Raw genomic sequence first — 20530 nt, forward strand, 5'->3', positions numbered from 1 at the left:
CGGGGAAATCTGGAAGCAGTGTTTATAACAAAACGCCCCCGACCATCAAGGCCGAGGGCGGTTAAGATGTCAAAAACCCGTTATCCGGTGAAACGCAGTACCGCTCCGCTTAAGTGAACGGTATTACGTACAACACGGGCTTTTTTATGCGTGGCGAAAAGATTGTCTTAATATACCATCCGGCATTTTATCAGCGCTTTTACCCGCGCAGAGAGATCCAAACGGGGCTACTATGTAACCCAGATCTGACGTGAGAAGGTTGCCGCGAAGAGCTGCATAGCGTGCCGCGCTGAGATAATTTTTCACAACCCGTTTTCTCAACGAGATTTGTGTCACTGACACAAGGTGAGCTAAGTGCTTGAATAGTGGCGGAGAGAGGGGGATTTGAACCCCCGGTGGAGTTGCCCCCACTCCGGTTTTCGAGACCGGTCCGTTCAGCCGCTCCGGCATCTCTCCGTTCAGAAGTTGTCATGATGCCAGGTAATTTGGCATTTTAACAGACCCTGTCCCGTTATTCGGGTTCAAGTGGCGAGTTTGCGAGCAAAATGATGATTAAGTGGCCCTGGAAAATTAAAGATTCTGACGGTGACACGATGTTCCCGTGGGAAGAAGCATTAAAAATCCCTGTACTGGCGAACCTATCGCCAGACGAGCAGTTGAAGCTTGTTCAGCTGGCAGACCGTTTTTTACAGCAAAAACGCCTGGTGCCATTGCAAGGTTTCGATTTAGATGCACTGAAAAGCGCACGTATCAGCCTCTTGTTCTGCCTCCCGATACTCGAACTGGGTCTGGAGTGGCTGGATGGTTTTCACGAGGTGCTTATTTACCCTGCCCCTTTCATCGTTGACGATGAGTGGGAAGATGAAATTGGGCTGGTGCATAACCAGCGCATGGTTCAGTCGGGGCAAAGCTGGCAACAAGGCCCTGTCGTTCTGAACTGGCTGGACATTCAGGACTCGTTTGATGCTTCCGGTTTTAATCTCATCATCCATGAGGTCGCTCATAAACTTGATATGCGTAACGGCGATCGCGCAAGCGGTATCCCGTTGATTCCGCTGCGTGAGGTTGCTGGCTGGGAGCATGACCTGCATGCCGCGATGGATAACATCCAGGATGAAATCGATCTGGTCGGTGAAAGCGCTGCCAGTATCGATGCTTACGCTGCTACCGATCCGGCGGAGTGCTTTGCGGTGCTGTCTGAGTACTTTTTCAGCGCACCTGAACTTTTCGCCCCACGTTTCCCCGCGCTCTGGCAACGTTTCTGCCATTTCTATGGCCAGGACCCGCTCAGCCGCCTGCGTGGAGGCGTGGAGGATGCACCAGAGCGCGCCCGGCAGCTTCATTGAACAGTTGTGCTTTAATTAGCCAGTTGAATCAGCACGTTAAATTTAATGTTGACACATAAGCACGGGGTAAGTAGTATCCGCCCCGTTCACACGATTCCTCTGTAGTTCAGTCGGTAGAACGGCGGACTGTTAATCCGTATGTCACTGGTTCGAGTCCAGTCAGAGGAGCCAGATTCCTAAAAACCCCGCTTCGGCGGGGTTTTTGCTTTTCGCGAATTGATGGATGCTTCCGGACTGAAAAAATTCGCATGAAATCGTTTACCTGCACATCCGGAAACCCGTAGGTCTGATTTGAACTTATTTCAGTTCGATGAGGGAGTGACTTCCTTATGCCAGAAAAATCCCCGGCTTCAAATCTTCAGCCAAATCCTTTAAAGTCCCGGATTCACACGTCTGTCACTTCCCTGCGGTTAAAGCAGAATTTTCGCCACCACTTTTGCCTCTGTACCCTGCGAATATACGTATACCTCCTATCATTAATAACCATCGAATGGCAGAAAAACGCGTTTTGCATTCGATCTTCGCGGGGTAATTTATTATTCAAGCAATACGTTAACCCAGAAATATTTAACTATCCTTGTCAGGAACATTTCCCCAATGAGCCTTTATCATTTACCTGCCATATTAATACAAGCATTTAATTAATGAATTATCTTAAAATAATAGCTGTTTTATCTCATTATTTTCCTGCATTTGTTACTAACTTACTGGAATTAAATCCCTATATTGTAAAGGCACGGCACCTGGTGTTTTCATCTTCTTGCCCGAAAAATATATTCACTCATAACAACTATGCTTTCTTTGTCCACAAATGCAAACATTTGCCTCTGCGGATTTGTCATTAACCGCTAGTCCTCATTCACCTGAAAATATTTAAGCTTTTCACCTTTTTAATAAATATATGATGGTAGGCTGATATGAAAACATTATTCTTTAAATATTCACTGTTATCACTGGCTGTGCTCTGTTTTTCTGCCTTCTCAGCAGACACCACCAGCACAACCGATACCAGTACAAGTCAGACAACCAGCGAATCTGCCAGCACAGCTACAGCAGACTCATCCACCACTGAAACGACATCCGGGGCAGGTATTGTAACGGTCAACTTTTTTAACTCGTCAGACCTGGAACTGTCAAAAGTCAGCTCCACATTAGCTGACGCCTGCTGGGGGAGTGGCGCACCGGACACGGTTCCTGCAAACGGCCATGTAACCCTGACCACCACAGTGGGCTGCACAGGCAAACCGAGTTCAACCCCGGGTGGTGTTCCTGAGGGAGCAGGTGGAACCGTGGAATATCAGGCGTCCAGCGGTGAACGCTTTACCCTCACCCTGACTGATAATTCAAGTAATCTCCGCTTATTCGCGGCAAATTCCAGTTCCAGCTCTGATCAATATTCGCTGACATACACAGAGGATGTCGACCAGGACAACGATGGGGTTTTGATCAACTATTTTCTGACCACACTCTCAACGCCGACATACTATTCCATTATCGTTGGCTCCGACACTCAGGCATGGCGGTTAGATAACAGCGCCGACCCTAATAATAATCAGGGACCATGGGAAGCTTTTATGCGCTCCGTCCTCAACGGAATGGGCACGTATGCCAGTTACGCAAAATTTATGATAATAAACGGCGATGTGACTGAATTCGGACGGGATGCACAACGAAGCAGTTATGACGGTACACTAAACAACGGGCTCGATATTAATTATTACTGGAGTTTGGGTAATCATGACTATGCTAATAACGTCGGTGATTGTACTGACTGGCCCGATTTAAGTTACAATGCCTGCGCCCGTCATTCTGTTCAGGCGATGGCTGGCGCCATAGTGAATTATTATGTAAATTTTCTGCCCGAAGTCACCTACAACTGGAATACAACTTCCTCTTCCGGCAGCCTCGCCTACGCATGGAGTTATGGCAATATCCGCTTTATTCAGCTCCAGAACTACCCGACCTATGATGCATGGCTCGACCATTGGGCACTTAGTGTTATAGATATTAATCCGTCATTAGCATTTCTTCAGCAGGAATTAAACAGAGCTCAGGCTAATGGGCAAGTTGCAGTCGTGAATATGCATGATGCATTTGACCATTTTAAAAGCAGCTCAACCCCTGCGCAAAGAAATGAATTCAACTACCTTATGAACAATTATCCGGTGTTAGCCGTTTTTGCTGGACATACACATCAGGCAGGCGTCGCTAACCGTAATGGCGGTGATTCATTCTTTGGTCGGGTCCCGGTTTATAACAGCGGAGCACTGTTTAAAGGGGATTTTCTGGATGTGGATTTTTCTGGCAAATGCATGTCCACGACGCAATATAATGCCAAAACTGGCTACGTTAACTATGTAAGTTATTATGGCCAGCTTTGCATGACCGACGTCGAACAAAATAACACTGGCTCGTCACCAGGAGTAGGTGTTGAACCATTTGAAGTAATAGCCCAGATAGAAGCAGCAGGAAAAGCAGCAGAAGCAGTTCATACCCCAGATGCCAAACCAACCGGTATCCAGATAGCGACGAGGGGTGAGAATGCGTTATGTCTGGCGGCAGTTGCCGGCGCAAATGTAACGCTCGATGATTGCAGCAAACCGGAAACTTTTTTTAGCCTTGAGGAAAGAAGCGGAGGGTATAACAAGTTTGTCTCCACTGTGGATTCCACGTTGTGCCTGAAAACCAACAGTGCCGATGACAATCTCTCTCTGGGTGCCTGTAAAGGGGATAATACGACAGACGATCTGACCTCCATGCGGCTATGGCTGTTACCTAACAATCAGGAAAGCTATTTCTTAGTCAATAAGTACAAAACAAAGGGGTGCGTACGGGCAACGGGCGAATCTGCGAGCATTGCGGAAATTGCCAACTGTAACACAACCGGAAATGACGATACGCAGGCTTCCCGGGAATGGGTGCTGAAGCGCGACGGTATGGAAATACAGCCCTCAGAAACAAGTGGCCAGTAAATACTGAAAGCCTGGCACAGCGTTTATATTACACCAGGGCATTAACCCTTATTCTCTGTGCCAGTTTTCACTGCCAACCTAAATAATCAAAACCCACTCTCTTTTTGGGGTTTTTGCTTTATATATGTGCATATTTCCCCCAACCGCCCTCTTCTGCCGTTGGCCTGAATTATATTTTCCCTGAGTGACCTTCAGCCTTTTAACAAAAGTCTTTTGAAAAAGGTTTTCACCCGCCGGTTGTCACGGTAGTCTCAGTAGCGATTTTATTTTGCTGCGTGCACTGTGAGTAATCTCTTCCCTGGTTTAATAACAAAAAAATTTATAAATTTGAGGAACGGACAAGACAATTATGGCATCCACGCTCGTAACACCTCGCGCCGACGAGGAGGCGCTTTCATGTACCCGCGCCCGCCGCGCTGCCTGGGGCAGCTTTGCCGGTGCGGTGGTCGACTGGTTTGATTTTTTACTCTATGGCATCACCGCAGCGCTGGTATTCAACAGCGAGTTCTTTCCGCAAATCGACCCGGCCATGGGTACGCTCGCCGCCTTTGCGACGTTCGGCGTCGGTTTCTTATTCCGCCCGCTTGGCGGCATTATTTTCGGCCATTTCGGCGACCGACTGGGCCGTAAACGGATGTTGATGATGACCGTCTGGATGATGGGCATTGCCACCGCCTGCATCGGGCTGCTCCCCTCCTTCGCCACCATTGGCTGGTGGGCGCCTGCGCTGTTGGTGATCCTGCGCGCTATCCAGGGGTTTGCCGTCGGCGGTGAATGGGGTGGCGCGGCATTGCTGGCCGTAGAAAACGCACCGTCCGGGAAAAAAGCGTTTTACAGTAGCGGAGTGCAGGTTGGCTATGGCGTCGGTTTGCTGCTCTCTACCGGGCTGGTGTCGCTTATCAGCAGCCTGACCACCAACGAGCAGTTCCTCAGCTGGGGCTGGCGTCTACCCTTTTTATTCAGCATCGTGCTGGTAGTCGGCGCACTATGGGTGCGCAAGGGTATGGAAGAATCCGTCGAGTTCGAACAAGCGCAGGCAAAACCAGAAGAACAAGCGAAAAATCGCCTGCCGGTGTTCGAGGCGTTAGTGCGCCATCCGGGGGCTTTTTTGAAAATTATCGCCCTGCGTTTGTGTGAATTACTGACCATGTATATCGTCACCGCGTTCGCGCTTAACTACTCGACGCAGAACCTGGGCCTGCCGCGCGAGCTGTTTCTGAATATCGGATTGCTGGTGGGCGGTATCAGTTGCCTGACGATCCCCCTGTTCGCCTGGATGGCGGATCGCTACGGGCGTCGGCGTATCTATATTACCGGCGCGTTGCTGGGCGCGCTGAGCGCTTTCCCTTTCTTTATGGCGCTGGAAGCCCGCTCAATTATCGGCGTGGTGATCTTCTCGCTAATGCTGGCGAATATCGCGCACGATATGGTGGTCTGCGTTCAGCAACCGATGTTTACTGAAATGTTCGGGGCGGGATATCGTTACAGTGGCGCAGGTGTCGGTTACCAGGTCGCGAGTGTGGTGGGCGGTGGCTTCACGCCCTTTATTGCAGCCACGCTGCTGACCTTTAGTGCAGGCGAGTGGCATGCGGTTGCTATCTATTTGCTGGCGGGCTGTTTAATCTCGGCTATCACGGCACTGTTTATCAAACCACAGCCGCGCTAAACGATAAAAGCCTGCGACAAGCAGGCTTTTGCTCAAATTTGATAATCGATAGCCGCTTCGTCCGGCTCCATCACCTGGCGCTTAATATCATCAACCGACAAACCGGCATTGCACAGTTCGATAAAGCGCCAGACATAGTTACGCTGCAACTGGCCGCGCTTCAGCCCCAGCCAGACGGTGTTCGCGTCAAACAGATGACGCGTATCCAGCCGCACCAGCTTACCGGCTTCGTTTTCACCAGCGGACTGCTCGGCCACCAGCCCGACGCCGAGGCCCAGTTCGACATACGTCTGAATAACGTCGGAATCCTGCGCGCTTAACACCACGTCAGGCGTCAGCCCCTTACGACCGAACGCTTCATCGATGCGTGAACGCCCGGTGATCCCCTGGCGGTAGGTAATCAACGGCCAGCGGCTAATCTCTTCAAGTGTTAACGTCGCGGCCTGCGCCAGCGGATGATCGTGCGGCACCAGCAAACTGTGGTGCCAGCGAAACCAGGGAAAGGCAACCAGCGCGCTGTCATTACTTAACCGTTCGCTGGCAATACCAATATCCGCCCCGCCATTGTGTAACAGCAGCTCAATTTCCTGCGGCGTCCCCTGAATCAATTCAAGACGCACTTCGGGAAACAGCGCGCGAAAGGCTTTAATGACCGACGGCAGACTGTATCGCGCCTGGGTATGGGTGGTGGCGATGGTCAGCACGCCAGAGGTATCGTTAGTAAAAAGATCGGCGAGCCTGCGGACATTGCTCGCCTCATTAAGGATACGTTCAGCGATGACCAGCAGCGCCTTGCCCGGCTCGGTCATGCCAAGCAGCCGCTTACCCCGACGAATAAAGATCTCTATTCCCAGCTCTTCTTCGAGCTCGCGAATATGCCGACTGACGCCAGACTGCGATGTATAAAGCATGTTGGCGACTTCGGTCAGGTTGTAATCCTGCCGCGCCGCCTCGCGGATAATTTTTAATTGCTGGAAATTCACCCTTTCCTCCAGGCCCGACAGACATAACGCTATTGTTAAAGTCTGCGGTCCGGCAGAACAAATAATAAAAACCAGCATCTTATTCCATTATGGAATAATCATTAACTCACCAACTGTAACGCCTGATTTTCCATCGCCGGGCGGCTGACCAAAGACATTAAAATATCTTTTACCGCCTGCGCCTGCGGCGACAATGAGCCGCGGGAAGATAAATTCAGCGACAGCGGCAAATTCATTGACGGCGTCGTGATTCTTGCCATCCAGCCATTGGTCGCGCTGCATAACGAACGCGCCGCAGACTCTGGCAACACCGTGACACCCATACCGCTGGCGATAGCTGCGGTCAGCGTGGTCATGGATTCGATTTCACCGATGATTTTCGCTGTCAGGCGACGCAGAGAAAAGGCTTCATCAACACGTAAACGCACGGCGCTGTAATCACCCGGCAGGAACAGATTCATCTCGGCGACCGCCGTCAGATCGATACTTTGGCCGGGGCAGTCACGGGTCCCCACCAGATACAAATCTTCTTTGAGCAGCGGTAGACTGGTAATCCCTGCACCCGGCGCGCGCTCATACAGCACGGCCATATCCAGCTGGCCGCTGAGCAATTTATCATTTAATACAGAGCCGCTGTTTTCATGCAGGTAAACCATCACTTCAGGCAGCTCTTTACGCACAGCCTGTAACAGCGGCATGGTGATCGCCGACGCCGCCGTCCCCGGAGCCAGGCCAATAGAGACCTGCCCACGCAAACATTGACCAACGTTATTCACCGCCAGGTGCGCTTGTTCACACTGGCGCAAAATAGCCCTTGCATGTGTATAAAGAATACGCCCGGCTTCCGTGGGCGTCACGCCTCGCTTGGTACGGATGAGCAATTGCTGATCCAGTTCACCTTCCAGAGTCGCGACCTGTTGACTCAGCGCGGGCTGCGCAATGTGCAATACTTCAGCTGCCTGAGTCAGGCTACCAATATCGACGATTTTTACGAAGTATTTTAGTCGTCTTAAGTTCATGTTGCCTCCTGTTACGGAACACCTTTGCCAACGCCGGCACCCTTGTCGTAACAGGAGTTGCAATATACTTGCCAGATTTCAATGATTTCTTTAATTATACCTAAACGGCTGGATTATAAGAGATTCTAATTGTATAACGCGGTGTTATTAATGAAACAGTGGTTTGAATTTGCCCCAATAATGGTAGACCGCACCAAAATGGTGCGCATTTTGCGCTAAATGCTTACCAGCACATCAGATTGCCCATTTTCTCAGCAAACAAACTCGCGCGAGCGCTCCACCCTTTGACAAGCAAGATAGTCATCGCTAATATGCGCCCCGTTCACACGATTCCTCTGTAGTTCAGTCGGTAGAACGGCGGACTGTTAATCCGTATGTCACTGGTTCGAGTCCAGTCAGAGGAGCCAAATCTTTGTTCTCATGCATCTTCGCGAATCTCTATGTAATGCGGATTCAAAAAGTTAGCGTGAAAACTCTTCCCGCTGCATTTTGATTTTTCCCTCCGCATCGGGAACCATTGGTGGTCTGATTTGGGGTCATTTCAGTTCGATTATGGAGTGACCACCACATGTCTCTTAACGACACGAAAATCCGCAGTCTCAAACCTTCAGTCAAACCTTTTAAAGTATCCGACGCACACGGCCTCTATCTTCTCGTCAATCCAGGCGGTTCACGTCTCTGGTATCTCAAGTATCGTATCAATGGTAAAGAAACCCGCCTTGGTTTAGGTGCCTGGCCCGTGGTTTCCCTGGCCGATGCCCGCCAGCAACGCGAAGGTATCCGCAGGATGCTTGCGCAAAATATCAATCCTGCCCGGCAGCGTATCGCCGCCCGCGCTCCTTCAGACGCTTTCCGGGCCGTGGCGCTGAGCTGGCACAAAAGTAACCGGGCCTGGTCAGAAAACCACGCTGCCCGTCTGCTTGCCAGCCTGAATAACCATGTCTTTCCGGTAATCGGTCATTTATCTGTAACTGAACTCAAAACCCGTCATTTTATCGACCTGCTGAAAGGCATCGAGAAAAAAGGTCTGCTTGAAGTGGTGTCCCGCATCCGGCAGCATCTTTGCAACATCATGCGCTATGCCGTGCATCAGGATCTGATTGAACTCAACCCGGCGGCGAATCTTGAAGGCGTCACTGCGCCGCCAGTGACACGCCACTATCCTGCCCTGTCGCTTGAGCGTTTACCGGATTTTCTGGCACGAATTGACGGTTATCAGCAGGGCCGTGAACTGACCCGGCTTGCGGTATCATTAACCCTGCATCTGTTTATTCGTTCCAGCGAACTGCGCTTTGCCCGCTGGACAGAGATAGATTTCGGAAACAAAATCTGGACACTCCCTGCGACTCGCGAAGCCATCGCTGGCGTTCGTTATTCCGGGCGCGGAGCCAAGATGCGTACACCGCATATTGTACCCCTCTCCCGGCAGGCTATCGTAATCCTGAAACGGATAAAGGAAATATCCGGCGATCGGGAACTGGTATTTCCCGGCGACCATAATCCTTATAAACCAATGTGTGAAAACACTGTCAACAAGGCGCTGCGCCTGATGGGCTACGATACGAAAAAAGAGATATGTGGCCACGGCTTCCGCGCTATGGCCTGTAGCGCCCTGATGGAATCCGGCCTGTGGTCTCAGGATGCGGTTGAAAGGCAGATGAGCCACCAGGAGCGAAACAGCGTCCGGGCGACTTATATCCATAAAGCGGAATACCTGGACGCCCGCAAAGCGATGATGCAGTGGTGGTCGGATTATCTGGATATGAACCGGATGGAGTATGTCGCGCCATATATTTACGCCCGGTAATATCAGGCAGCAGATTAGGCAGAACGAAAGCTTTATGGCAGAGGCAGTTACTGAAAAGGAGCTGCCTTATTGTGCTTCGTAATGCATAGACAGACCCTGAATTTTAACTTAGCCGCGTAGAGGCCTATTTTATCTTCCGTAAAATGCTGTCCGGGCTAATATGCACCAGGCGGCATAATTTCACGAATTCGACGACATCTAATCGTCTTTCGCCACTTTCAACCTTGGCGATAAAGGACTGAGGACGACCAAATGCTCTGGCAAGCTCATCCTGAGTTATATGGCTGGCGATCCTGGCTTCCCGCAAGGCCTTTATGACCATCTGATATTCAGTAGAGTAAACCGAACTCATTTTCATGCCTCAATAAATTATTGAAGCCACTATCTTTTAATGACTAATTTATCCCAAAATGGGATTATGGGAATTAATAAATGATGACAAACCATTCACCACATTAATTACATCTCATTCATCATGCTTTTTATAACACCCGCCGGATCTAATGAAAGCAGCTGCGCAAGATGAATAAACTCGATCACATCCAGCTTCCGCTCACCATTCTCCACTTTTGCAATAAACGACTGCGGCTTCCCCAGGCGCTCCGCAACAGCAGCCTGGGTTAAGCCCTGATCGCGTCTGGCTTGCCGCAATTTTTTGATGAGCAACTGATATTGTTCTGAATAAATAGAAGCCATTCGTGATACCCGATAATTATCCTAAAATCGAATATCAGTCATTTACAAAATTATCCCAAAACAGGATAATGAAGTTGCCTTGTTAACCAATGGGGAAAACAAAATGACTGATAAAGACTGGCATAAGGCTGATATCATCGCCGCACTGCATAAGAGCGGCACCAACCTTGCGAAAGTTTCGCGTGAAGCAGGACTTGCCTCTCCGACGCTTGCTAATGCTCATACTCGCCCATGGCCCAGAGGCGAGTGGCTCATTGCCATTGCGCTGGGTGTGCATCCTTCGGTGATCTGGCCCGCCCGCTACATTAACAGCGACAGCAGGCACAAAATCAGGAAGCCGCTGTCGAATCACCCGGTCGGAACAAGCGGAGAGACCGCAAAAAGTGAGGATGCTTTAATTACCGGGACAAACTTAACCAGGAGATTTGAAGCACTTTAATGAACTCGTTTTTTACACGCTTATATGTTCGTCCAGCGAGGCCCGCTCGCCGGCCTCGCTGATGGTAAGTCGCATTGGTGTACCGACAGCATCCATACATCAGTCTCTATTATCGATATATTGAGTGGGCAACTGTATCCTGTACCACAGGGCGGCTGCCAGAATTAGGATAATGTTAACTTTAAAACGCTTCCACACAGGGCATGTCACGTTATACTTTGCGGATTAACAACGGGGGGGATATGACTAATCTGGAAACAGAATTACTTAAATCGGGCTTTACGGCCAAAGAGGTGGGCCATCTGAAAAGGAACGTAGAACGTTATGGTTCCTCTTTACTGGAAGTTGTTCTTGAACTGGGCAACCGCTTCAGAATGGTTATCAGCATAACTATTGGCGTTATGATACTTTTCGTGGCGCTCGTACTTTTTTCTGAGCAACATAACATCATTTCCGGGGGCGTTTCGCTGGTAATAGTGTTGCTTATTACATGGTTTTTCCAGCCCCCGGTTATCACCTATAAAGCCTGGCGTTACAGAAAAAAGTACCTTAATTCTGCTGAGGCTGAGTAGTCATTAAGTCAAAAACAACTCTTGCTGAAACGCCCCAGCCAATAATTTTCATAGTAAGTTTAGCTCTGTTCATACCATCCACCTTACGGTAGAAATCAAGAGGCAGGTAACGAAAAAGACGCCATGCCTCTGGTTTTCGAATCGCACCGAACACCGTATATACACTTGCAGCCAGACTGACACTGTTATAAATACCCAGACCGGACTCGCGTCGGAAACCCATAAAATGGGCAATGTCCATTACGCCATCTGCAACCATCCCTTCTGAGCCAGGTCTGTTCAGGAGCTGTCTGTTCATTTCACGCGAAATTCCGTTTGCTCCATCCAGGATCAGAATAGCACCAGCAAGCGCGCCAACAGGATTCATTGTCAGCATCGCCGCGACACCAGCAGCAATCTGCAAGCCAGACACAACAACTTTTACAGATGAAATCATATATCCAACTATTTTGTTATTTTCCTTTACCAGCTCCACCTGCGCATAGACCTGAGCGACACGGGCACGAATCATATGGCTTTGCTCAAGTAAACTTTCGTTCTCGGCTCTGATGTTTTTCAGACATTGCATGCATTCTTCATCGTTTTTTGCTGAACGCGTCGCAGCGAATTGCGCCATGATGAAGGATTTTATGTCATCCATGAATTTAATCCGTGCCAGTCCATCCGTGAGATGGTTACCGCCAACCATATTAGCGGTGTTTATCAACTTCCGGGCTTCGAGATTAATCATCGTTTCTGCCCATGCCCGATTCCTCTGTCCCGGAAAAAGCGCAATATCCATTTTCATCCTCTTGTCTAAGAATTCCTGATACAGCTTAACTTTCTGGTGAAGATTAGCCAACATCCATTAACGCTATGAAGGCAGACAATCCACACAATCTTGTCTGTCAAATATAGTTCTTCTCCCCAGCCATTTTATGTCAGCGAAACATATAGCTGCCGTCGGCGAATAATATGAATGATCTCCGCATTATTACTGGCATGGTTGAAAACGGCACTGCGCGTAACGGGGTGAGGCTTTTAAATTTTTGCTCGCTGCAAAAATTTAAAAGTGGCATGAGGAGAGTAAATTCAATTTCAACGAAATTGCTAATTTGCGTCGCCAAACCCACCTGCAAACAGCCGCGCCCACGCGTCGGTTTATTTGGGGGGCGTAAGCCCCGCACACCGTCGGGACTAAGTCTCCGGCAAAAAGCCGGTAGCGTGGCGCGACCCACCCCATTTAAAGCAGCGTTTCCCGTTATTTCGCGCCGAGTTTACAAGGAGCAGAAATAACAGGCTAAAACGCGCGTCTTAAAGGGGTGGGTCGCGCGTAGCGCGCGACGGTGTGCCGCCTTTGACCCTGGGGGTTTTGGCGTGGCGTTCAGCCTCGACATTACCCCCATGCGCAAGTGAATAAGGGCGTCCAGCCCGCATGAACAGGCGCACGCCGTTTTGTGCCGGGAAGTATACTTCCCGGCACATGGGTAACACCGTTCACTNAAAGTTTTCCTTTGCCTGAGCCGATAGAACAATGAGGTGCAAACCTTATACCTTTTGTTCAACTACAGGATAAGCGAAATGGATTCATCACAAATCGTAGCATTATCCAGCAGCCTTAATGATTATCAGCTCAATAGCCAGACCAGCACGCTGGTGCTGAAAAAAGCGCTTGATAATCAGCAAGCCGTGGCAGCAAATATTCTCGAAGCAATTCCGCAGCTGCCGTCTAACCCGGCAATCGGTCGAAATATTAATACTACCGCGTAAGTCGTTTTTCAGGGGGACATGCGCCCCCGTTTTCCCCGCTTGTTATGCAATTAGCTTGCTAAGTTATCCCGCGCAGCGTAGCCTTTGGCGAATTAAAACCAATCGGTCTAAATTATGAATGAAACAGTCGCACCACGAAAAGCCCGACGTGGCCGCCCGCCAAAGATTGAGCGAGAGTTTACCGATACCCGCGCGGAGCTTATTCGTTCCGGTCTTGAAATCATTACCGAAACTGGTTACCTGGCGGCGGGTATTGAAGCGGTGATAAAAAATATCGCCGTACCCAAAGGCTCGTTCTATCACTGCTTCAAAAGCAAAGAAGCGTTTGGCCTCGCGGTTCTTAACGCTTATGGCGCGTTTTTCGCCCATATGCTGGACAAATTTTTGACAGACACCCGGCTCACGCCTTTGCAACGTCTTGAGGCCTTTGTAGAGCACGCGGGTCAGGGAATGGCGAAATATGATTTTCGCCGGGGTTGTCTGGTGGGGAACCTGTTGCAGGAGACGCCACTTTTACCGCCCACATTCCCCAACCAACTGATGGTAATACTTGAGGACTGGGAGAAGCGCGTAGCCCGCTGCCTGGATGAAGCCAGAGAACAGGGTGAACTGCCACCCGATGCCGCAATATCGGGGCTGGCACGCCTTTTCTGGTCAGGCTGGGAAGGCGCGGTGATGCGCGCCAAACTGTTTCGCTCAACGGAGCCGCTCAACCAGTACTGGGCGTTTTTTCACCACAGCATTACACATAAATAACACCTGCACAGGACGGCACTACGGGCCGAAAATTCACGTATTCCTACGAGGAAAACGCAGTCATGAAAGCATTAATTCTGGAACAGAAAGAAAACCAAACCCTGGCGGCAGTAAAAGATGTCGCATTGCCTGCGCTGAGTGAGGGTGATGTACGGGTCGATATTGACTGGTCCAGCCTTAACTACAAAGACGCGCTGGCCATCACCGGCCAGGGCAAAATTATCCGCCAGTTCCCGATGGTACCCGGCATTGACTTTTCTGGTCGTGTCAGCGAAAGCCGCGACCCGCGTTTTACGCCAAGCCAGGCTGTACTATTGACGGGCTGGGGTGTGGGGGAAAGCCACTGGGGCGGGCTTGCGGCTCAGGCCTGCGTCAAGGGTGACTGGCTGGTTCCTCTGCCGGAAAATTTAAGCGCCCGTCATGCAATGATAATCGGTACCGCAGGCTTTACCGCAATGCTCTGCGTAATGGCATTGCAGGAAGCAGGCGTTACGCCGCAATCAGGCACCGTCGTGGTTACGGGTGCCAGTGGTGGCGTGGGCAGCACAGCCGTTGTCCTGCTTAAAGCACTGGGTTATACCGTTGCGGCGGTAACGGGTCGGGAAGCGACACACGCGTTTTTGCGCCAGCTTGGTGCGGATGAAATACTGCCGCGCAGTGATTTTGAGCAAACGCGTCCGCTGGAAAAACAGCTGTGGGCAGGGGCTGTCGATACTGTTGGCGGCAACGTGCTGGCAAAAGTGCTGGCGCAAACAAATTATGGCGGTTGCGTTGCTGCCTGCGGCCTGGCTGGCGGTTTCTCACTGCCCACCACCGTGATGCCGTTTATCCTGCGTAACGTGCGCCTGCAAGGTGTGGACTCGGTATCTGTACCCACCGCTAAACGCGGCGAAGTCTGGCTTCGCCTCGCGCAGCTGTTACCCGAGGCGTATTATCAGCAGGCTTGCCGGGAAATCACGCTTGAGCAGGCTCCCGCTGTTGCCGCCGATTTTCTGCAAAACAACATCCAGGGTCGTACGCTGGTAAAAATTAGCGGCTAACCCGACGCGCCGGCGTGTCCCCCGCACGCCGGATTGCGCACCAGTTTCCTCTGAATCCCCTTGCTCCGGCTTCTGTTTGCCTATCCTGTGACATACTATCGGTGTAGTTGTAGAGCAGATAAGGAGATAATGATGACGAATGAACGTACAAATCTGACCCCGGAACAGGCGCTGGATCAACTGGAAGCGTTGTATGAGCGTTCGGTCGAAGCCCTGCGTGATGCTATAGGTCGCTATATCGATAGCGGTGAAATCCCTGACGCTGCGGCGCGTATTAATGGATTATTCGTTTATCCCGAACTGTCAGTGAGCTGGAATGGCAGCGCGACTAATCCACCGAAAGCCCGCGCCTATGCGCGCTTCACCCATCCTGGCTGCTATACCACCACCGTCACCCGCCCATCGCTGTTTCGCCCCTATTTACTCGAACAGCTCACGCTGCTCTGCCAGGATTACGGCGCGCAAATTTCAGTCGGCCTGTCTGCACATGAGATCCCCTACCCGTATGTGATAGATGGTTCAGCGCTGACGCTGGATCGTTCGATGAGCGCAGGCCTGACGCGCCACTTTCCCACCACCGAGCTGGCGCAGATTGGTGACGAAACGGCCGACGGTCTTTTTCATCCGACCGAACTTTACCCGCTGTCTCATTTCGATGCCCGCCGTGTTGATTTCTCGCTGGCGCGACTGCGGCACTACACCGGCACACCGGTTGAACATTTTCAGCCGTTCGTGCTGTTCACCAACTACACACGTTATGTCGATGAGTTCGTGCGCTGGGGATGCAGCCAGATCCTCGATCCCAACAGCCCTTATATTGCCCTGTCATGCGCCGGAGGCAACTGGATAACCGCAGACACTGAAGCACCAGAAGAAGAGATTTCCGATCTGGCGTGGAAAAAGCACCAGATGCCAGCCTGGCACTTAATCACTGCCGACGGCCAGGGCATCACGCTGATTAATATTGGCGTAGGTCCCTCGAATGCGAAAACCATCTGTGATCATCTGGCGGTGCTGCGCCCGGATGTCTGGCTGATGATTGGCCACTGCGGCGGGCTGCGTGAAAGCCAGGAGATTGGCGATTACGTACTGGCACATGCGTACCTGCGTGACGACCATGTGCTGGACGCGGTGCTGCCCCCGGATATCCCTATCCCGAGTATTGCCGAAGTCCAGCGTGCTTTGTATGACGCAACCAAAGCGGTCAGCGATATGCCAGGCGAAGAAGTAAAACAACGGTTGCGAACCGGTACGGTCGTCACAACAGACGATCGCAACTGGGAGCTACGTTATTCAGCGTCCGCGCTACGTTTTAACCTGAGCCGGGCCGTGGCGATTGATATGGAGAGCGCCACTATTGCCGCCCAGGGGTATCGTTTTCGCGTGCCGTACGGTACGTTGCTGTGTGTTTCTGATAAACCGTTACACGGTGAGATAAAACTACCCGGCCAGGCAAACCGCTTTTATGAGGGTGCGATTTCTGAACATCTGCAAATTGGTATTCGCGCCATCGATTTGTTACGTGCCGAAGGGGATCGCCTGCATTCACGCAAGCTGCGTACCTTCAATGAGCCGCCGTTTCGCTAGTCATAACAAGGATAAAATATGCAAACCACTACACCGTTGCAGGCACTACGTGACCAACTGGTCGCCCTTGAGCTTGACGGAATTATCATTCCCCGCGCCGATGCACACCAAAGCGAAGACTGCGCACCACATGATGACAAGCTAAAATGGCTGACCGGCTTTAGCGGCAGTGCAGGAATGGCCCTGGTGCTACGCGATAGCGCCCTGATCTTTGTTGATGGGCGTTATCAGGTGCAGGTGCGTAGCGAAGTGGATATGCATGAATTTAGCGTTCGCCACCTGCATAACGAGCCGCTGGAGCAGTACCTGGCGCAGTCACTACCGGCAGGAAGCCGTATTGGGTTTGAACCGCTGCTGATGGTAAACAGCCAGTATCAGGCTTTAAGTACAACAGGCTGTACGCTGGTAACGCTTGAACAGGATCCATTTAACGCTATCTGGGCAGACAGACCGGCCCCGCCGCGCGGTGCTATCCGAGAAATGCCCGTGACAATCAGCGGTGAGAGCAGTACCGACAAACGCACGCGCATCGCCCGTCTCGTCGCACAGAAAGGGGCTGACTATCTTGCGATTACCCAACCGGACAATATTGCCTGGTTGCTGAATATACGCGGTTCGGACATTGCCATGAATCCGGTTGCGCAGTCATTTGCGCTGCTGGCAAGCGACGGCACGCTGGAGTGGTTTGTCGACCCGCAAAAGTGTGCCGGTTTGCCAGCCGGGCTGATGTCAACGCTGACGCTCAGTAGCGATGACAGTTTCCTGCCACGTTGCCGACAGTTAGCGCAAGGCAAACAATTTTTGCTCGACAGCAATTTTGCACCGGTCGCCCTGCGCTTTGCGGTCGAGCAGTCGGGCGGCACTGTGCTGTGGGATGCCGACCCGATAACATTTATTAAAGCGCATAAAAACGAGGTCGAACTGGCGGGTTACCGCGAAAGCCACCAGCAAGACGGCGCTGCCTGGGTAAACTTCCTGGCCTGGCTAAGTCGTGAAGTTCCCGCCCGTGCAGCGGCAGGTAACCCGCTCACAGAGCTGGAAGCGCAGCAAAAACAGCTGGCGTTTCGCCAACAGCAGCCAGGATTTATCGAGCAAAGCTTCAGCACTATCTCAGCGTTTGGCAGCAATGCTGCAATGTGTCATTACCACAGCAGCGAAAAAACTAATAAGGCTATCACCCGCGATAATTTCTATCTCAATGATTCCGGCGGCCAGTACCAAAACGGCACCACGGATGCCACGCGCACGTTATCGTTTGGCCCGCTTAGCCAGCAACAGCGGCAACACTACACCGCTGTGCTGAAATGTTTTTTATCATTGTTCATGACGCAATTTCCTGCCGGTACGATGGGGCATCAGCTTGATGCCCTCGCCCGACGCCCGCTATGGGACTTAGGTCTGGATTTCGATCATGGTGTCGGCCACGGCGTAGGCCACCAGCTACTTATCCACGAGCAACCCCAGCGACTGGCGAAGAAGTACAACCCATGGCCACTGTCACCGGGCAACATCATGACCATAGAACCCGGATATTACCTGGCAGACCAGTACGGTATGCGTATTGAAAACCAGGTCGAAGTCGTTGAAAGCCAGCCGGGTTTCTGCCGTTTTGTATCGTTGACGCTCATTCCTGTCTCTTTGCAACAGGTTGAGCATAACCAGCTAACAGAACAGGAGCAGCGCTGGCTGAATGAATACCATCAGCGGGTGCGCGAAACCCTGTTACCACTGGTCAGCAGCGAGTCCCGGGCCTGGCTACTTGAAGCAACCGCACCGCTTAATGTACAGGTGCATTAAGCATTGCACTCCCGGTGAAGGGGCAAACGCCCCTTCTCGCTTTGCTGTCAATGAAGACTACCGTGCTGGCAAGTATCATCAAGGTGCAAGCCTTGATGATATGTGGTCATAAAATCGCTGTACTCTCTTTGGCTGATGCAACCAAGGCTTCGTGCACGACGAGCCAGCAGAGACGGTTCTGTTTTGAAATACTGCTCAAGAGGCCACAGGTTGGACTGCCACTGCGCGAGTCCTGACTGCCAGCGCTCAAAAAACGCAGCCTTAGGTATCAGGAACTCCTCGGCTACCGCATGGCATAACACAGTTTCCTCATCCGGCTCTTCCTGAATAACACCAAAAATCCCTGACAGACCAAGGCAAATTTGGCATAGCTGATGAATGAGCTGCAACAGCCCTAACTCGTAAGAGACCACTGGACTCATACACAACATTGGCTTGTAGCGATCCGCTACGGAAAAATCCCTGATCCCTGCAGCGAAAGCTTCAAAAGCATATTTACCGATGCTGTCCGGCGGAAATATGATGCCAAGCGCGATGATACGTTCCAATAAGCGCTCATAATAGGCCTTACTGCTGCGTTGTTCCTCACCCCATTCCACCTTCAGGAGCTGCCGCAGATAGTCGGCAATAACCTCCACGCCGCTGTTCATAGTAAGATGACCGACGAAAGGTTTAGGCGCATGGTTCTGACAATACTTCTGATATGAAGGCTGACGCTGTACTTCCATTATAAGCACATCACCAATCTTCAGATCTTTATCCCCAAAACGTTCACGGATCCATTCATTTAAAGACTCCTTACTTATCATTACCTTCACCATCCTTTGGTTAAAACACAAAACAGTGTTGCTGAAATTGCAAACAATCCTGATGTGTTCCTGAGTGGATAGCAACCCACTTTCAGTTGAAAGGGAAGATTAATTAAATTTTTACGAGCAAGTTTCCAGAGTGGAAAAAATAAGACAGGGTAAATAAAAGAAGCGAAAAGTATAAAAACAACGAAACGGAATATTCAAAATTCAGTGTTATTGATTTATTTACCTTGCCAGTCATCAACTAACAAATAAGAAAAACAGCAGAGCAAACCATAATTAACATTCAGAAAAGATAGTTCAGGAGAGTAACAAAAATAAAATTAAGGATATTATGAATCCAGAAAGCATTGATGAATAGATTATTTATCAGAAGCAGAAAAATAGTTTTCTTGATATACCTTGCGCAGAGAAGAAAGAGACTGTAATTAAAATTGTGTAATTGCCTGTTTTTGATATGTTCACTCCAACAACGGAGACAGGCAAATTATGGACGATAAGAAACTCAGGCCCCTTGCGGCAGAATTGGCTAAAGGTCTTAAAACCGAGGCCGATCTCAATCAGTTTTCCCGTATGCTGACGAAGTTGACCGTCGAAACAGCGCTCAATACTGAGCTAACTGACCATCTCGGGCATAAAAAAATGCGCCCAAAACAGGCTCAAACACCCGCAATGGCTACTCATCAAAAACACTGCTGTGCGATGACGGCGAGATCGAACTGAACACGCCGCGTGACCGTGAAAATACCTTCGAACCCCAGCTGATTAAGAAGCATCTGACGCGCATCACGCAGATGGACAGCCAGATTTTGTCCCTCTACGCCAAAGGCATTGTAAGCACACCTGTTTTAGTTCCACGTACTTTTTAAGGTTTCCGGTTTTTCAACCCTCTGCCGGTATTCTTCCGGCATCAAATTATTCAGGGATTCGTGGCGCTGTTCACTATTGTATTCCATATCGAGGGCCTGGCATTTTTTTCTTCAGTACCAGTAAGTGGCATAACAGCATCCCCTGTTTGTTGGTAAAAGTGCAATCGAGCGACCATTTCCAACATTTTTACCAGCGAATGAGTATAGCTTTGAGGGATTTTTAGTGAATAAGGGTGAGCGTGAAAAAGGGACAACCAACTGACAGAAATGCAGAAAGCAGACATCAATGAATGTCTGCTTTCCTTAATTTGGCTCCTCTGACTGGACTCGAACCAGTGACATACGGATTAACAGTCCGCCGTTCTACCGACTGAACTACAGAGGAATCGTGTGGAGGCAATCTTAGCGGCGAAAAAATTT

At 50.6% G+C, this 20530-nt stretch carries 17 protein-coding genes, 4 tRNA genes and 1 pseudogene; 14 read left to right on the forward strand and 8 right to left on the reverse strand.

Annotated elements, in window-relative coordinates:
- Positions 1 to 366 precede the first annotated feature (366 nt).
- Positions 367 to 456: transfer RNA gene (locus tag ACTU3N_RS08555), tRNA-Ser, on the reverse strand.
- Between the two features lie 89 nt (positions 457 to 545).
- Between ACTU3N_RS08555 and mtfA the strand changes: the two genes are divergently transcribed.
- From mtfA to shiA, 4 genes are all read left to right on the forward strand, one after another.
- On the forward strand, positions 546 to 1346 hold the full coding sequence (gene mtfA / locus ACTU3N_RS08560) for a DgsA anti-repressor MtfA (protein ID WP_443085702.1): 801 nt from the start codon (positions 546 to 548) through the stop codon (positions 1344 to 1346).
- Between the two features lie 95 nt (positions 1347 to 1441).
- Positions 1442 to 1517: transfer RNA gene (locus ACTU3N_RS08565), tRNA-Asn, on the forward strand.
- Positions 1518 to 2263: 746 nt separating this feature from the next.
- On the forward strand, positions 2264 to 4318 hold the full coding sequence (locus tag ACTU3N_RS08570; protein ID WP_443085703.1) for a metallophosphoesterase family protein: 2055 nt from the start codon (positions 2264 to 2266) through the stop codon (positions 4316 to 4318).
- A 349-nt stretch (positions 4319 to 4667) separates the two neighbouring features.
- Positions 4668 to 5984: a shikimate transporter gene (gene shiA, locus ACTU3N_RS08575; protein WP_443085704.1), complete on the forward strand. Its 1317-nt coding sequence runs from the start codon at positions 4668 to 4670 to the stop codon at positions 5982 to 5984.
- A gap of 32 nt (positions 5985 to 6016) precedes the next feature.
- Here the strand turns inward: shiA and cbl are convergent, their stop codons facing one another.
- Both cbl and nac read right to left on the reverse strand, forming a co-directional pair.
- Positions 6017 to 6967: an HTH-type transcriptional regulator Cbl gene (cbl, locus tag ACTU3N_RS08580; RefSeq protein ID WP_443085705.1), complete on the reverse strand. Its 951-nt coding sequence runs from the start codon at positions 6965 to 6967 to the stop codon at positions 6017 to 6019.
- 101 nt (positions 6968 to 7068) lie between these two features.
- Positions 7069 to 7986, reverse strand: a complete 918-nt coding sequence (gene nac / locus ACTU3N_RS08585) for a nitrogen assimilation transcriptional regulator NAC (protein ID WP_443085706.1) — start codon at positions 7984 to 7986, stop codon at positions 7069 to 7071.
- 331 nt (positions 7987 to 8317) lie between these two features.
- Here nac and ACTU3N_RS08590 point away from each other — a divergent pair.
- Positions 8318 to 8393 (forward strand) — tRNA-Asn (locus ACTU3N_RS08590).
- Positions 8394 to 8554: 161 nt separating this feature from the next.
- Positions 8555 to 9793: a tyrosine-type recombinase/integrase gene (locus tag ACTU3N_RS08595; protein WP_443085707.1), complete on the forward strand. Its 1239-nt coding sequence runs from the start codon at positions 8555 to 8557 to the stop codon at positions 9791 to 9793.
- A gap of 124 nt (positions 9794 to 9917) precedes the next feature.
- Here ACTU3N_RS08595 and ACTU3N_RS08600 read toward each other — a convergent pair whose 3' ends face one another.
- Positions 9918 to 10145, reverse strand: a complete 228-nt coding sequence (locus tag ACTU3N_RS08600; protein ID WP_443085708.1) for a helix-turn-helix domain-containing protein — start codon at positions 10143 to 10145, stop codon at positions 9918 to 9920.
- Positions 10146 to 10252: 107 nt separating this feature from the next.
- On the reverse strand, positions 10253 to 10489 hold the full coding sequence (locus ACTU3N_RS08605) for a helix-turn-helix domain-containing protein (RefSeq protein ID WP_443085709.1): 237 nt from the start codon (positions 10487 to 10489) through the stop codon (positions 10253 to 10255).
- Positions 10490 to 10592: 103 nt separating this feature from the next.
- On the opposite strand from ACTU3N_RS08605, the gene ACTU3N_RS08610 reads away from it, so the two are divergent.
- A complete protein-coding gene (locus tag ACTU3N_RS08610) occupies positions 10593 to 10928 on the forward strand; it encodes a helix-turn-helix domain-containing protein (RefSeq protein WP_443085710.1) in 336 nt (111 codons plus the stop codon).
- Between the two features lie 242 nt (positions 10929 to 11170).
- Positions 11171 to 11500 carry a hypothetical protein gene (locus ACTU3N_RS08615; protein WP_443085711.1) on the forward strand — a complete coding sequence of 110 codons (330 nt, stop codon included), beginning with the start codon at positions 11171 to 11173 and terminating at the stop codon, positions 11498 to 11500.
- On the opposite strand, the gene ACTU3N_RS08620 is transcribed toward ACTU3N_RS08615, so the two are convergent.
- Positions 11478 to 12281: a DUF4225 domain-containing protein gene (locus tag ACTU3N_RS08620; RefSeq protein ID WP_443085712.1), complete on the reverse strand. Its 804-nt coding sequence runs from the start codon at positions 12279 to 12281 to the stop codon at positions 11478 to 11480. The genes ACTU3N_RS08615 and ACTU3N_RS08620 overlap by 23 nt on opposite strands.
- A 779-nt stretch (positions 12282 to 13060) precedes the next feature.
- Here ACTU3N_RS08620 and ACTU3N_RS08625 point away from each other — a divergent pair.
- The 5 genes from ACTU3N_RS08625 to ACTU3N_RS08645 all read left to right on the forward strand — a co-directional run bounded on the left by ACTU3N_RS08625 (position 13061) and on the right by ACTU3N_RS08645 (position 18429).
- Complete coding sequence (locus ACTU3N_RS08625) at positions 13061 to 13249, forward strand: YjfB family protein (protein ID WP_443085713.1); 189 nt, start codon at positions 13061 to 13063, stop codon at positions 13247 to 13249.
- A gap of 114 nt (positions 13250 to 13363) precedes the next feature.
- Positions 13364 to 14005, forward strand: coding sequence for an acrylate utilization transcriptional regulator AcuR (gene acuR, locus ACTU3N_RS08630; RefSeq protein WP_443085714.1), 642 nt, complete (start codon positions 13364 to 13366; stop codon positions 14003 to 14005).
- 62 nt (positions 14006 to 14067) lie between these two features.
- Positions 14068 to 15045, forward strand: coding sequence for an MDR family oxidoreductase (locus tag ACTU3N_RS08635; RefSeq protein WP_443085715.1), 978 nt, complete (start codon positions 14068 to 14070; stop codon positions 15043 to 15045).
- Positions 15046 to 15174: 129 nt separating this feature from the next.
- Complete coding sequence (locus ACTU3N_RS08640; RefSeq protein WP_443085716.1) at positions 15175 to 16632, forward strand: AMP nucleosidase; 1458 nt, start codon at positions 15175 to 15177, stop codon at positions 16630 to 16632.
- 18 nt (positions 16633 to 16650) lie between these two features.
- A complete protein-coding gene (locus ACTU3N_RS08645) occupies positions 16651 to 18429 on the forward strand; it encodes an aminopeptidase P family protein (RefSeq protein ID WP_443085717.1) in 1779 nt (592 codons plus the stop codon).
- 47 nt (positions 18430 to 18476) lie between these two features.
- On the opposite strand, the gene ACTU3N_RS08650 is transcribed toward ACTU3N_RS08645, so the two are convergent.
- Positions 18477 to 19238, reverse strand: coding sequence for a hypothetical protein (locus tag ACTU3N_RS08650; RefSeq protein WP_443085718.1), 762 nt, complete (start codon positions 19236 to 19238; stop codon positions 18477 to 18479).
- 492 nt (positions 19239 to 19730) lie between these two features.
- Here ACTU3N_RS08650 and ACTU3N_RS08655 point away from each other — a divergent pair.
- Positions 19731 to 20092: pseudogene (locus tag ACTU3N_RS08655) on the forward strand (transposase); the annotation flags it as partial.
- A 327-nt stretch (positions 20093 to 20419) separates the two neighbouring features.
- On the opposite strand, the gene ACTU3N_RS08660 reads toward ACTU3N_RS08655, so the two are convergent.
- Positions 20420 to 20495: transfer RNA gene (locus ACTU3N_RS08660), tRNA-Asn, on the reverse strand.
- Positions 20496 to 20530: the final 35 nt, after the last annotated feature.

The organism is Vagococcus sp. WN89Y (genome assembly GCF_052220145.1).
In the GTDB taxonomy this organism is placed as follows: domain Bacteria; phylum Pseudomonadota; class Gammaproteobacteria; order Enterobacterales; family Enterobacteriaceae; genus Kosakonia.